This is a genomic window from Pseudomonas aestuarii, from assembly GCF_027988105.1.
Classification (GTDB): Bacteria; Pseudomonadota; Gammaproteobacteria; order Pseudomonadales; family Pseudomonadaceae; genus Aquipseudomonas; species Aquipseudomonas aestuarii.
The window spans coordinates 370,138-383,424 of sequence record NZ_JAQJZJ010000002.1 but is presented as its reverse complement, the minus strand read 5'-3'; the positions used below and the strand labels follow the sequence as shown (position 1 = coordinate 383,424).

The window sequence follows — 13,287 nt, the reverse complement described above, 5'->3', positions numbered from 1 at the left end:
TGGTGTGTGGCCGCACATGATGTGCTAAAGATGGCCCCCTGCTTGAGTCCCGCAGCATGCAGGCATAACCCTTAACCAATATCAGCGTGGGCCAGCCTTAGGCCTTGATGCTTACCCCACGTCACAGATTCAAGGCATTTCCAGGATGAGCGTTTTACTCACTGAACAACCCTTGCGCCGTTTGCCTTTCGGTTTCGCCAAGCGTCACGGGGTGGTGCTGCTGGCTGCCGAGCCAGCGCCCTGCCTGGCTTACCGGCCCGCGGTCGAGTTGGTGGCGCTGGCTGAGGCGCAGCGTTTCCTTGGCCAGCGCCTGCCGCTGCTGGCGCTCGGCGCGCAAGCGTTCGAGCAGGCCCTGGCCAAGGCTTATCAGCACGAAGCCGGGGCCATGCAGCTGGCCGAGGGGCTCGGCGGCAGTCTTGATCTGGCGGCCTTGGCCGAGCAGGTGCCGCAAATCGAAGACCTCTTGGAGCAGGAAGACGACGCCCCGATCATCCGCCTGATCAACGCCATCCTCGGCGAAGCGATCAAGGAAAATGCCTCGGATATCCACCTGGAAACCTTCGAGAAACGCCTGGTGGTGCGTTTCCGCGTGGATGGCATCCTGCGTGAGGTGCTCGAGCCCAAGCGCGAGCTGGCGGGGCTGCTGGTCTCAAGGATCAAGGTCATGGCGCGCCTGGATATTGCCGAGAAGCGCGTGCCCCAGGACGGGCGCATTTCCCTCAAGGTCGGTGGCCGCGAGGTGGATATCCGCGTCTCCACGCTGCCCTCGGCCAATGGCGAGCGGGTGGTGCTGCGCCTGCTCGACAAGCAGGCCGGACGCCTCAATCTGCAGCATCTGGGCATGAGCGCGCGCGATTGCCGGTTGATGGAGGCAGCCGTGCGCAAGCCCCATGGCATCCTGCTGGTCACCGGTCCCACCGGTTCCGGCAAGACCACCACGCTGTACGCCAGCCTGGTCAGCCTCAACGATCGCAGCCGCAATATCCTCACCGTCGAAGACCCGATCGAATACCACCTCGAGGGTATCGGCCAGACCCAGGTCAACCCCAAGGTCGACATGACCTTCGCCCGTGGTCTGCGCGCCATCCTGCGCCAGGACCCGGACGTGGTGATGGTCGGCGAGATCCGCGACAAGGACACCGCCGAGATCGCCGTGCAGGCGTCGCTGACCGGTCATCTGGTGCTCTCCACCCTGCACACCAACAGCGCCATCGGCGCCATCACCCGGCTGGTGGATATGGGCGTCGAACCCTTCCTGTTGTCTTCCTCTCTGCTCGGCGTGTTGGCCCAGCGCCTGGTGCGGGTGCTCTGCCCGCACTGCAAGGCGGCCTACCAGGCCGATGCCGCCGAGTGCGGCTTGCTCGGCGTCGCCGCGCAAGCGCCGCCAACCCTGTATCACCCCCGCGGCTGCAGCGAGTGTCATGAGCAGGGCTACCGTGGCCGTACCGGGATTTACGAGTTGGTGATGTTCGACGATCACCTGCGCAGCCTGATCCATAACGCCGCGGCCGAGCAGGACATGCTCCGCCACGCGCGCAGCCTCGGTCCAAGCATTCGCGAGGACGGTCGGCGCAAGGTACTGGAAGGGCTGACCAGCCTGGAAGAAGTACTGCGCGTCACCCAGGAAGAGTGAGCTAGGAGCGCCAATGGCCGCATTCGAATACCTTGCCCTCGATGGCAATGGTCGCCAGCACAAGGGTGTGCTGGAGGCCGACAGTGCCCGTCAGGTGCGGCAGACTCTGCGCGATCGGCAGCTGGCGCCGCTGGATGTCCAGGCCACGCGTACCCGCGAGCAGGCCCCGGGTGGCGGGCATTTCAGTCTGGCGCGCGGGCTGTCGGCACGTGATCTGGCCCTGCTCACCCGCCAGCTGGCGACCCTGATCCAGGCCGCGCTGCCGATCGAGGAGGCGCTGCGCGCGGCTGCGGCCCAGGCCCGCGCACCGCGGATCCAGGGCATGCTGCTGGCGGTGCGCGCGCGGGTGCTGGAGGGCCATGGCCTGGCCAGCAGTCTCAAGGAATTTCCCGCGGCCTTTCCCGAGCTATACCGGGCCACGGTGGCGGCCGGCGAGCATGCCGGGCACCTGGGTCCGGTGCTGGAACAGCTGGCCGATTACACCGAGCAGCGCCAGCAGTCGCGGCAGAAGATCCAGCTGGCGCTGCTCTATCCGTTGATCCTGATGGGCGCCTCGCTGCTGATCGTCGGCTTTCTGCTCGGCTACGTGGTGCCGGACATCGTGCGGGTGTTCGTCGACTCCGGGCAGACCCTGCCGGCGCTGACGCGCGGTTTGATCGTTGCCAGCGAGTGGGTCAAGGGCTGGGGCTGGCTGGCGCTGATCCTCGCGCTGCTGGGTTTCTTCGCCCTGCGTTGGGCGCTGCGCGATGAGGCGCTGCAGCGGCGCTGGCACGGCGTGCTGCTGCGCGTGCCGCTGTGCGGCGGCCTGATTCGTGCGACTGACTGCGCCCGTTTCGCCTCGACCCTGGCCATTCTGACCCGCAGTGGCGTGCCGTTGGTTGAGGCACTGGGCATCGGCGCCGAGGTGATCGTCAACCGGGTGATCCGCGCTGAGGTGGTGGTGGCAGCACAAAAGGTCCGCGAAGGCGGGAGCCTGACCCGCGCGCTGGAGGCCAGTGGGCAATTTCCGCCGATGATGCTGCACATGATCGCCAGCGGCGAGCGCTCCGGCGAGCTGGACCAGATGCTCGCGCGTACGGCACGCAATCAGGAAAACGACCTGGGCGCCCAGGTGGCGCTGCTGGTCGGGCTGTTCGAGCCGTTCATGTTGGTGTTCATGGGCGCAGTGGTGCTGGTCATAGTGCTGGCCATCCTGCTGCCGATTCTGTCTCTCAATCAGTTGGTGGGGTAAGTAGGTGAAAAACACAAGCACGCGCGGGCAGGCAGGGTTCACCCTGATCGAAATCATGGTGGTGGTGGTCATCCTCGGCATTCTCGCCGCCCTGGTGGTGCCGCAGATCATGAGCCGGCCGGATCAGGCCAAGGTCACGGTGGCCCGGGGTGACATCAAGGCGGTGGCCGCCGCGCTGGACATGTACAAGCTGGACAATTACGCCTATCCCAGCACCCAGCAGGGGCTGGAGGCGTTGGTGGACAAGCCCTCCGGCAACCCGCCGGCGAAGAACTGGAACCGCGACGGCTACCTCAAGCGCCTGCCGGTGGACCCGTGGGGCACTGCCTATCAATACCTGGCGCCCGGTACCCAGGGGGCCTTCGACCTCTATTCGCTGGGCGCCGACGGCAAGCAGGGCGGCAGCGAGCTGGATGCCGATATCGGTAACTGGGATCTCTGATGAATCTTGCCTGCGCCATGCGTGCCTGCCGCAGTGGCGCGTCCAGAGCCGGCCGGGGCTTTACCCTGGTCGAGCTGCTGGTGGTTATCGTGATTCTCGGCAGCCTGATCGGCCTGGCCGTGCTCAGTACCGGCATCGCCGGCCCGGCCCGCGAGTTGCGTAACGAGGCCGAGCGGTTGGCCGGGTTGATCGCTGTGCTGGCCGATGAAGCGGTGCTGGACAACCGCGAATACGGCTTGCTGCTGCATGCCGAGGGCTACCGGGTGCTGCGTTACGATCCGCTGGCTGCGCGCTGGCAGGCTCTGGATGATGAGTCGCATCGTTTGCCGGCCTGGGCCGAGTTGAGCGTCGAGTTGGAGGGCGAGGCGCTGCAATTGCCGCAGCCGACGGCCGAGCCGCGCGGTGCGGCCAATCCCATACCGCAGTTGCTGCTGCTCTCCAGTGGCGAGCTCAGCCCCTTTCGCCTGCGTTTGAACGAACGGCGCAAAGATGGTTTGCGACTGTTGTTGTCCAGCGATGGCTTCCGCTTGCCCAGGGTCGAAGTCGAGAGTGACGGCCAGGCGGGGCGGCGCGGATGAGGCGCTGCCGTGGCTTCACTCTGCTCGAAGTGCTGGTTGCCCTGGCGATCTTCGCCGTGGTCGCCGCCAGCGTGCTGACCGCCAGCGCACGCAGTTTGCAAACCGCTTCGCGCCTGGAGGACAAGACCCTGGCGATGTGGATCGCCGACAATCGCCTGAGCGAACTGCAGTTGGCCGAAGCGCCGCCCGGCGATGGTCGCGACCAGGGCGAGCTGGCGTTCGCCGGGCGGCGCTGGCAATGGCAGAGCGAGATCCAGGCGACCAGCGAGCCGAGCATGCGCCGGGTCACCCTGTGGGTGGCGCCCAGCGGCGCTCGCGCTGGCGACCTGCGCGAGCGCGCGGTGATCAGCCTGAGCGGCTTTCTCGAGGATGGCCGATGAGGCGCGCACGTGGTTTCACCCTGCTCGAGTTGCTGATCGCCATCGCGCTGTTCGTCCTGCTCGGCTTGGCCAGCTATCGCATGTTCGACAGCGTGCTGCAGACCGACAACCGCACGCGCGACCACGAACACCAGTTGCGCGAGCTGGTGCGTGCTATCGCCGCCTTCGAGCGCGACCTGCTGCAGGTGAGCGGGCGGCCGGTACGCGATCCCTTCGGCGAGCCGCGTCCGGCCCTGCTCGGCGAGGAGGGCGATGACGCCGGAGTGGAGCTGAGCCGCGCCGGCTGGCGCAATCCCCTCGGCCTGGCGCGCGCCGAGGTGCAGCGGGTGCGCTGGCAGCTGAGCGGCGAGCAGTGGCAGCGGCGCTACTGGAAAGTGCTCGACCAGGCTCAGGACAGCCAGCCCCTGGTGCAGCAGGCGCTGGATGGGGTGACGGCCATCGGTTTGCGTTACCTGGATGGCGACGGCAACTGGCACAGCAGCTGGCCGCCTCCTGCGGCCAGTGGCGAGGAACGGCTGAGCATATTGCCCCAGGCGCTCGAACTGCTGCTCGAACACCGGCGTTATGGCGAGTTGCGGCGTCTACTGCGCTTGACCGATGCGCTGCCCGAGGGCGCGGCGCCGGCCGCGGTGGCGGATCAGTCGGACGAGCCACAACAACCGCTTGAGGTGCGCGAGCCATGAAGGCCCAGCGCGGGGTGGCGCTGATCACAGTGATGCTGGTGGTGGCGGTGGTGACGGTGGTTTGCGCCGGGATCATCGCCCGTCAGCAGCTGTCGATTCGCAGTAGCGCCAATCAATTGCATGTGCGTCAGGCCTGGCAATACGCGCTGGGTGGCGAAACCCTGGCCAAGGCGCTGTTGCGCCGCGATCTGCAGCAAGGCGACCCGCGCGCGCCCGTGGATCATCTGGACGAAGCCTGGGCGCAGCCGTTGGCGCCCTTCGCCCTGGACGAGGGCGGTGAGTTGCGCGTGCAAATCAGCGATCCGACGGGGCGTTTCAATCTCAATAGCCTGGTAGACCAGGGTGCGCCCAATGACGCGGCGGTGGCGCAGTTTGGTCGCCTGCTCGGCGGTCTGCAGATCGACGCGCCCTATGCCGAGCGCTTGCTCGACTGGTTGGACGCCGATCAGGAGCCGAGCGGTGGCTATGGCGCCGAGGATAATCAGTACCTGCTGGCGGCACCGGCCTACCGCGCGGCCAATCGTGTGCTGGTCGATGTGTCCGAGCTGCGCCTGCTGCTGGAGATGACTGAAGTCGATTACCGGCGCTTGTTGCCCTGGGTCAGCGCCTTGCCGGCGGATGCGCCCCTCAACGTCAATACCGCCAGCGCTCGGGTGCTGGCGAGCCTGGTCGAGGGCTTGCCGCTGAGCACGGCCGAGGGTCTGGTAGCCCGGCGCGCGGGGCAGGGCTATGCCGATCTGCCGAGTTTTCTCGCGCAGTTGCCCGGCTTGCCGGTGTCGAGTCAGCGGCTGGCCGTGGGCAGCCAGTATTTTCAGGTGATCAGCGAGGTCAGCGTCGCTGATCGCCGTCAGGTTTTACGCAGCACCCTGCAGCGTGCCAGCGATGGCCGGTTATATGTGCTGGCCCGTGATCTGGGGCAGGGCGGTGTTGCGCCTGCACCCGACGAGGAAGTCGAGCGATGAATAAGTTGCATGTGTTCCTGCCACCTGCGGCCTGTGCCGGCGCCCAGGCGACGTTGCCGGTGCAGCGGGTGGGCGAGGGTGGCAGCCAGTGTCTGCCGTTTGCCCAAGCGCTGGCCGGATCGGGCGCTGCCTGGACCCTGGTATTGCCGGTCGAGGTGGTAACGGCTTGCGCGGTGCGCCTGCCAACGCAGAAGGCCCGCTGGTTGCGCCAGGCGCTGCCGTTCGCGGTGGAAGAGTTGCTCGCCGAGGATATCGAGCAGTTGCACCTGGCCCTGGGCGAGCCGCTCGCGGACGGCCGTCATCGGGTGTTTGCCGTGCGTCGCGATTGGTTGGCGAGCTGGTTGGCGCTGTGCCCAACGCCACCCTGCACGATTGCCGTGGATGCCGATCTGCTGCCGCGTCAGGGCACCCAGCTGCTGCACCTGGAGTCGCGCTGGTTGCTTGGCGGCGAAGGGGTGGCGCGCCTGGCGCTGGCTGGCGAGGATTGGCCGGCGCTGGCCGACGGCTGCGCGCATCCGCATATTGTCTATCGAGCCGCTCAGCAGGCTGGACTGGAGCCGCTGGATGAGGCAGTCGAGGTGGTCGATGGCCATGCCTGGCTGGCCCGTCAGGTGGTCAGCAGCAATCTGGCCCAGGGCGAATTTGCCGCGCAGCAACACAGTGATCAGTGGTCGGGCTGGCGTCCGCTGCTGGGGCTGGTCGGGCTGTGGCTGGTGTTGCAGTGGGGCTTCAATCTGGCCCAGGGCTGGCAGTTGCAGGATCAGGCGCAGACCTATGCCGCGGCCAGCGCGGCGCTCTATCGAGAGCTGTTCCCCGACGACCACAAACTGGTCAACCTGCGTGCCCAACTGGATCAGCACCTGGCGGCAGGCGGGGCCAGCACTCGGGGGCGCTTGCTCGGTCTGCTCACGCAGGTGAATCAGGCGCTGAGCGCGGAGGGCACGCAGATCCTGATTCAGCAGGTGGATTTCAGCGAGGTGCGTGGTGATCTGGCCATGCAGATTCAGGCGCCCGGGTTTGCCGAGCTGGAGCGGTTACGTGAACGTCTGCAGGAAGCGGGCTTGGCGGTGCAGCTGGGCTCGGCCAGTCGCGAAGGGGCAGGGGTCAGCGCCCGTCTGGTAATCGGAGGATCAGCATGAGGCGTTTGAACGAGTGGATGAGAGCCACTACCGCGCAGCTGCAAGGCTCGGTGCTGTTGCAGCGTTGGCGTGCCCTGCAGGCCCGCGAGCGTCTGGCCCTGGGGCTGCTGGCGCTGTTTGTGCTGCTGGCGCTGTTGTACCTGATGCTTTGGCAGCCGGCGCGCCAGGGGGTGAGCGCGGCACGCAGCGCCTTTGAGCAGGAGCGTGCCCTGCATGCTTACCTCCAGGCACAGGCACCCTTGGCGCGCAGCCTGGTGAGCCAGCCCCAGGCCAGTCTCGATCCGGCACGCTTGCAGGGGCTGGTTACCGCCAGCGCCGCCGAACTGGGGTTGGCCATCGAGCGACTGGACAGTGACAGCGACGGTTCGCTGCAGGTCAGTGTGCAGTCGGCGCCATTCGAGCAGCTACTGCGTTGGTTCAGTCGGCTGGAACAGCAGGGTGTGCAAATTGCCGAGGCCGGGCTGGACCGGGCCGAGGGCAATAAAGTGGCGGCAAGGTTGACCTTGCGCGTGGTGCAGTAGGACGGTGTGTCTATCCCGTGGCGCGTCTCCGGGAATGCTCCATGGCCTTGGGCGGCATCAGGATATTTTCTGCATTTTCTGAAAAACTTTAAGCAGAGTATTGACTTAGGTCCGTATCACCCGTAAATTTCGCGCCTCACAAAGCGAAGGGTGATTAGCTCAGCTGGGAGAGCAGCTGCCTTACAAGCAGCGGGTCGGCGGTTCGATCCCGTCATCACCCACCACTCTTTGTGAATTCGGACGCAAGTCCGACCGACGCGCAGCGGTAGTTCAGTCGGTTAGAATACCGGCCTGTCACGCCGGGGGTCGCGGGTTCGAGTCCCGTCCGCTGCGCCATATTTTCCATGTCAGGCTCGCTTGGCATGAGGCAGAACGGCTAGTACAGCTGTTCTTCCCGATGAAGCAAGAGTTCTTTGGGCGCAAGCCCATCCGACACGCAGCGGTAGTTCAGTCGGTTAGAATACCGGCCTGTCACGCCGGGGGTCGCGGGTTCGAGTCCCGTCCGCTGCGCCATATACGAAGCCCTCAGGTAGCGATACCTGGGGGTTTTTTATGTGCGCCCGTAAAGGGCGCACCCTCGCGGGAGAAAGCCCCGCCGTCAGCTGGCCATCGCGAATCAAGTGCAGCGCAGCTGCATGACCTCGGCCTCGCGAACCGCCCGGTGCGCATCCGTATGCCGGGGTGTATCGCGGGGGAACGACCTATGAGAGTCGTCCCCTATGCCTGCTGCACGAGGCAAGCTGTCATCTTGTGTTCATCTTTGCCCTTTAGCTTGATTGGCCTGAGAAGTAATCGGCCAAAGCATCAAGCGGGAGGAGCCACCAATGGATGACTATCAAGAAGAGTTGCTCGAGTCCCGGGCCTTTGACCAGGATGACGCCGAACCGGTTGAGGACGCCACCGAGATTTGAATCTCGGTCGCCGGCCGTTAGCCAGCCTGGCGTTGGGCGCGGCGGAATTCGCCCGGGGTCTGCTGGTTCCAGCGTTTGAAGGCGCGCTGGAAGGCCTCGGCCGAGGCGAAGCCGAGCAGGTAGGCGATTTCGCCGAAGGCCAGCTCGGTGTCGCGGATATAGGCCATGGCCAGGTCGCGGCGGGTTTCGTTGAGGATGGTGCGAAATTGCGTGCCTTCCTCGGCCAGCTTGCGCCGCAGGGTCCAGGTTGGTAGTTGCAGGCTTGCGGCGACTTCCTGCAGATCGGGCTCGCGTCCGTGCAGCAGCGGTCCGAGCATGCGGGTGATGCGCTCGCGAAGACTGCGGATGCGGGTCAGGTGCTCGAGTTCTCGTTCACAGATTGCCAGCAGCTGGTGCCAGGTGCTCGGGCAGTGCTCGGGGTTGCGCAGATTGAGCGTGGCCTGCTGCAGGCGCAGTTGGTTGTGCTCGCCGGCAAACTCCACCGGGCAGTCGAACAGCTCGTTGTACTGCGCGCTGTAGCTGGGCGCGGGAAACTCGATCTGGACTTTTTCCACGACCAGGCGCTGATTGGCCAGGTTGCCCAGTTGCTGGGCCCAGCCGGCCAGCACCGAGTCGATGACGAAGCGGTTGTAGGCGTTGTATGGGCTGATCGAATAGAAGCGCAGCCAGGCCCCCTGGGTATCTTCGTGGAGGCTGGACTGGCCGCGATAATTGGATGCATACAGTGGCTCGAAGCGAATCAGCGCCCGCGCGGCTTCGCGCACGGTTGGCGCCTGGGCTGCGGTGACGCCGGCCAGGCCCATCTGGCTGAGGCGGCTCAGGCGGCCCATCAGCAAGCCGAGGCCGGGTTCGCCAGTCAGTTGAATGGCCGCATGACCCAGGCGCATGTAGCGCGGAATTGACAGGCGTGCCCCGGGTTCTGCCAGTCTGGCCTGATCGAGGCCGTAGTTGTCGAACAGCGGTTGAGGGTCCTGGCCCAGTTGGCGCACGGCATCGTCCAGGCTGTGGGCGAAGCCGACCGAGAGGTCGCCGAGGCGAACCCGTTGCGCTTTCACTCGCGGGCAATCCAGATATTCAGCAGATGACTGCCTGGCGCCGGACTGGCTTGCTCGACCTCGCGGGGGATCAGCCGGATGTCCCGCGAGGCTCCGCCAATCGGCCAGTTCAGCTTGCCGCGCAGGAACAGCGCTGGGCTGCTGCGATCGCTGTCAACCAGGTGCAGGCTGCTCTGCGGATAGCCGGGGCGCCAGTCGCGCTCGACCCGGTAGTGCACGGCGCCAACACTGATGCGTTGCGCCGGGGTGGCGTCGGCTCGCCAGGGCCAGGGCTCGAGATGGGGGCTGCCCTGGATCGTGCCTTGCGGGGAAAACACCAGGCTGAGGTTGCGCAGCGGGCCGGCACCGCTGTGCAGGCGGCCGTCCTCCACGTGTGGCTCGGGCAACAGGATCGAGCCGGCCAGCAGGGTGACCTGGTACTCGCGGGCGAGTCCGGCGAACAGTTGCTGGTAGTCCTCGGCCATCTGCTTGGCTTTCATTCGCAGCAGGGCTTCGTCCAGGCGCTCGGCATCCAGGTTCAACAGCAGCGCCTTGATCGCCAGCAGCGGATTGCCGAGCAGCAGCCAGTCGCGCACTTCCCGGCGGCTGCGGGCCTGATAGAACTCGACTTTCTCGCCGCGCGCCAGCAGCCAGGTGCCGATATGTTCGGGCAGCGCCACCAGGGTGTCGGGGCCGAGCAGGCCGGCGTCGCGAGCCTTATCCAGGGCGGCGGCGAGTTTCAGGCGCAGGTGGGCCGGGCTCTGGTAATCCATCGGGTAGAGTTGCGGGCGGATCAACAGCAGATTGCCGCGCACCTGCGCCGGTGCCGGCTCGCTGCTGATCGAGCTGCGCAGATCGGACAGGTAGTGGGCGTCTGGGCGCCGTTCGGCCCAGATCAGGAATGCCAACAGGCAGCCCGCGACGATCAGGGTGACGAGCAATATCGAAAGTTTACGGATCATGGCTACAGGGTAGGGTGATGAGTGGAGGCTGCCAAGGGGCGGAGTTAATTTCGATCATCATTTTGTAATTTTTGGTCATTGAGGCGCCGGGGCCGGCTCTTTATTGTCTGGTCCATACCGACCGTGGTCCAGTTGAGACCGCGGCATTCCGTGAAATGCACCCGCTCGATGTGGAGACTTCCATGACTGCACGCTATCCGAACCTGCTGGCCCCGCTGGATCTGGGCTTCACCACCCTGCGCAACCGCACCCTGATGGGCTCCATGCACACCGGTCTGGAAGAAAAGTCGGGTGGCTTCGAGCGCATGGCCGCCTATTTTGCCGAACGCGCCCGTGGCGGCGTCGGCCTGATGGTGACCGGCGGCATCGGCCCCAACGAGGAAGGGGGCGTTTACTCCGGCGCGGCCAAGCTGACCACTGTCGAAGAGGCGCACAAGCACAGGTTCGTCACCCAGGCCGTGCACGAGGCGGGCGGCAAGATCTGCATGCAGATCCTGCATGCCGGGCGCTATGCCTACAGCCCCAAGTCGGTGGCGCCGAGTGCCATCCAGGCCCCGATCAATCCGTTCAAGCCCAAAGAGCTGGACGAAGAGGGCATCGAGAAGCAGATCCAGGACTTCGTCACCTGCTCGCTGCTGGCCCAGCAGGCCGAGTATGACGGCGTCGAGATCATGGGGTCGGAAGGCTACTTCATCAACCAGTTCCTGGTTGCCCACACCAACCACCGCAGCGACCGCTGGGGCGGCAGCTACGCCAACCGCATGCGCCTGGCGGTGGAGATCGTCCGCCGCGTGCGCGAAGCAGTGGGGGCGAATTTCATCATCATTTATCGCCTGTCGATGCTCGACCTGGTCGAAGGCGGCAGCAGCTGGGACGAGGTTGTTTTGCTGGCCAAGGCCATCGAACAGGCTGGCGCCACCCTGATCAACACCGGTATCGGCTGGCATGAAGCGCGCATTCCGACCATCGCCACCAAGGTACCGCGTGCAGCCTTTACCAAGGTCACCGCCAAACTGCGCGGCGAGGTCAAGATCCCGCTGATTACCACCAACCGCATCAATACCCCGGAAATTGCCGAGCAGGTGCTGGCCGAAGGCGACGCCGACATGGTCTCCATGGCCCGTCCGTTCCTCGCCGACCCGGAGTTCGTCAACAAGGCCGCCGCCGGCCGCGCGGACGAGATCAATACCTGCATCGGCTGCAACCAGGCCTGTCTGGACCACACCTTCGGCGGCAAGCTGACCAGTTGCCTGGTCAACCCGCGCGCCTGTCACGAGACCGAGCTCAATTACATTGTCACCACCCAGGTCAAGAAAATCGCCGTGGTGGGGGCCGGTCCTGCTGGCCTGGCTGCCGCCACCGTGGCCGCCGAGCGCGGCCACAGCGTCACCCTGTTCGACTCGGCCAGCGAGATCGGTGGCCAGTTCAACGTGGCCAAGCGCGTGCCGGGCAAGGAAGAGTTCTTCGAAACCCTGCGTTATTTCAAGCGCAAGCTGGAAACCACGGGCGTCGATCTGCACCTGAACACCCGGGTCAGTGCCGACGAGTTGGCCAAGGGCGGCTTCGACGAGGTCATCCTGGCCACCGGCATTGCCCCGCGCACGCCGGCGATCAGTGGTGTGGATCACCCCAAGGTGATCAGCTACCTGGATGCCATCCTCGAGCGCAAGCCGGTTGGCCAGCAGGTCGCGGTGATCGGGGCCGGTGGTATCGGCTTCGACGTCAGTGAATTCATCACCCATCAGGGCGAGTCCACTAGCCTCAATCGCGAGGCCTTCTGGAAGGAATGGGGGATCGACGCCCAGCTGCAAGCCCGCGGCGGGGTCGCCGGGATCCAGGCTCAGCCCCATGCCGCGGCGCGTCAGGTATTCCTGCTGCAGCGCAAGAAGTCCAAGGTCGGCGACGGCCTGGGCAAGACCACCGGCTGGATTCACCGCGCCGGCCTGAAGAACAAGAACGTGCAGATGGTCAATTCGGTCGAGTACCTCAAGGTCGATGACGAGGGGCTGCACATCCGTATTGGCGAGGGCGAACCGCAGGTACTGGCAGTGGATACCGTGATCCTGTGCGCCGGTCAGGATCCGCTGCGCGAGTTGCAGGACGGGCTGCTCGCAGCCGGACAAAGCGTGCACCTGATCGGCGGTGCCGATGTGGCGAGCGAGCTGGACGCCAAGCGGGCGATCGATCAGGGCTCGCGTCTGGCGGCGCAGCTATGACGAGCGCGCCGAACACGACGGCAGTGCTGGCCGTGCCGCCGGCGGTGGCCGAGGCACTGGATAAGTGGCATGCCATGATTGCCGCGGGCGATCTGAGTGGGTTGCCGACGCTGCTGCATCCGCAGGCGGTATTTCGCTCGCCCATGGCCTTCAAGCCCTATCTGGGCGCTCCGCTGGTGAGCTTGATTCTCGGCACGGTAGTCAAGGTCTTCGAGGACTTCCAGTACCAGCGCCAGCTGGCCAGTGCCGATGGCCGCGATGTGGTGCTGGAGTTCGCGGCCAAGGTGGCTGGACGTGAGCTTAAAGGTATCGATATGATCCGCTTCGATGAGCAGGGGAAGATTGTCGAGTTCGAGGTAATGATCCGGCCAATGAGCGGCTTGCAGGTGTTGGGCGATGAAATGGCCAGACGTTTGGCGCCATTGCTGTCTGGTCAGGTGTCCTAGCCGATAGCACCAAACCCATCACAGTTTCGCTCTGCCGCCGGCTCGTTCGAGCTTGGCGGCCGGGCGACTGCCAACCCAGTCACATTGCTGGCGTCGGCTTTTCCCCTAAACTCGCCTGAATATAGGAATAGCAGCTGTATAGTGGGCTT

Annotated in this window: 13 protein-coding genes and 3 tRNA genes; 14 read left to right on the top strand and 2 right to left on the bottom strand. The window is 65.4% G+C overall.

Going from position 1 to position 13,287, the window contains the following annotated elements:
- Positions 1 to 145: 145 nt before the first annotated feature.
- The 12 genes from gspE (at position 146) to PH586_RS05600 (ending at position 8,082) form a co-directional block, all read left to right on the top strand.
- On the top strand, positions 146 to 1,633 hold the full coding sequence (gene gspE / locus PH586_RS05655; protein ID WP_271346801.1) for a type II secretion system ATPase GspE: 1,488 nt from the start codon (positions 146 to 148) through the stop codon (positions 1,631 to 1,633).
- A 13-nt stretch (positions 1,634 to 1,646) separates the two neighbouring features.
- Entirely contained in the window at positions 1,647 to 2,864 is a 1,218-nt protein-coding gene (gene xcpS / locus PH586_RS05650) for a GspF family T2SS innner membrane protein variant XcpS (RefSeq protein ID WP_271346800.1), read from the top strand.
- 4 nt (positions 2,865 to 2,868) lie between these two features.
- Positions 2,869 to 3,306, top strand: coding sequence for a type II secretion system major pseudopilin GspG (gene gspG / locus PH586_RS05645; RefSeq protein ID WP_271346799.1), 438 nt, complete (start codon positions 2,869 to 2,871; stop codon positions 3,304 to 3,306).
- Positions 3,306 to 3,884 carry a type II secretion system minor pseudopilin GspH gene (gspH, locus tag PH586_RS05640; protein WP_271346798.1) on the top strand — a complete coding sequence of 193 codons (579 nt, stop codon included), beginning with the start codon at positions 3,306 to 3,308 and terminating at the stop codon, positions 3,882 to 3,884. Before gspG ends, gspH begins: the two co-directional genes overlap by 1 nt.
- Entirely contained in the window at positions 3,881 to 4,264 is a 384-nt protein-coding gene (gspI, locus tag PH586_RS05635) for a type II secretion system minor pseudopilin GspI (protein ID WP_271346797.1), read from the top strand. The genes gspH and gspI overlap by 4 nt, the downstream gene beginning before the upstream one ends.
- Positions 4,261 to 4,947: a type II secretion system minor pseudopilin GspJ gene (gene gspJ, locus PH586_RS05630; protein WP_271346796.1), complete on the top strand. Its 687-nt coding sequence runs from the start codon at positions 4,261 to 4,263 to the stop codon at positions 4,945 to 4,947. The genes gspI and gspJ overlap by 4 nt, the downstream gene beginning before the upstream one ends.
- The gene (gene gspK, locus PH586_RS05625) at positions 4,944 to 5,909 is read left to right on the top strand and encodes a type II secretion system minor pseudopilin GspK (RefSeq protein WP_271346795.1); all 966 of its coding nucleotides are present in this window, start codon (positions 4,944 to 4,946) and stop codon (positions 5,907 to 5,909) included. The genes gspJ and gspK overlap by 4 nt, the downstream gene beginning before the upstream one ends.
- A complete protein-coding gene (gspL, locus tag PH586_RS05620; RefSeq protein WP_271346793.1) occupies positions 5,906 to 7,048 on the top strand; it encodes a type II secretion system protein GspL in 1,143 nt (380 codons plus the stop codon). Before gspK ends, gspL begins: the two co-directional genes overlap by 4 nt.
- Entirely contained in the window at positions 7,045 to 7,569 is a 525-nt protein-coding gene (locus PH586_RS05615) for a type II secretion system protein M (RefSeq protein ID WP_271346792.1), read from the top strand. Before gspL ends, PH586_RS05615 begins: the two co-directional genes overlap by 4 nt.
- Positions 7,570 to 7,717: 148 nt before the next feature.
- Positions 7,718 to 7,793: transfer RNA gene (locus PH586_RS05610), tRNA-Val, on the top strand.
- A gap of 35 nt (positions 7,794 to 7,828) precedes the next feature.
- Positions 7,829 to 7,905: transfer RNA gene (locus PH586_RS05605), tRNA-Asp, on the top strand.
- Positions 7,906 to 8,005: 100 nt separating this feature from the next.
- Positions 8,006 to 8,082 (top strand) — tRNA-Asp (locus PH586_RS05600).
- Positions 8,083 to 8,497: 415 nt separating this feature from the next.
- Here PH586_RS05600 and PH586_RS05595 read toward each other — a convergent pair.
- Together PH586_RS05595 and PH586_RS05590 are read right to left on the bottom strand one after the other, a co-directional pair.
- Positions 8,498 to 9,535, bottom strand: a complete 1,038-nt coding sequence (locus tag PH586_RS05595; RefSeq protein WP_271346791.1) for an AraC family transcriptional regulator — start codon at positions 9,533 to 9,535, stop codon at positions 8,498 to 8,500.
- Positions 9,532 to 10,476: a carbon-nitrogen hydrolase family protein gene (locus tag PH586_RS05590; protein ID WP_271346790.1), complete on the bottom strand. Its 945-nt coding sequence runs from the start codon at positions 10,474 to 10,476 to the stop codon at positions 9,532 to 9,534. Before PH586_RS05590 ends, PH586_RS05595 begins: the two co-directional genes overlap by 4 nt.
- A 182-nt stretch (positions 10,477 to 10,658) precedes the next feature.
- Between PH586_RS05590 and PH586_RS05585 the strand changes: the two genes are divergently transcribed.
- The gene (locus tag PH586_RS05585; protein ID WP_271346789.1) at positions 10,659 to 12,692 is read left to right on the top strand and encodes an NADPH-dependent 2,4-dienoyl-CoA reductase; all 2,034 of its coding nucleotides are present in this window, start codon (positions 10,659 to 10,661) and stop codon (positions 12,690 to 12,692) included.
- Complete coding sequence (locus PH586_RS05580; protein ID WP_271346788.1) at positions 12,689 to 13,138, top strand: nuclear transport factor 2 family protein; 450 nt, start codon at positions 12,689 to 12,691, stop codon at positions 13,136 to 13,138. The genes PH586_RS05585 and PH586_RS05580 overlap by 4 nt, the downstream gene beginning before the upstream one ends.
- Positions 13,139 to 13,287: the final 149 nt, after the last annotated feature.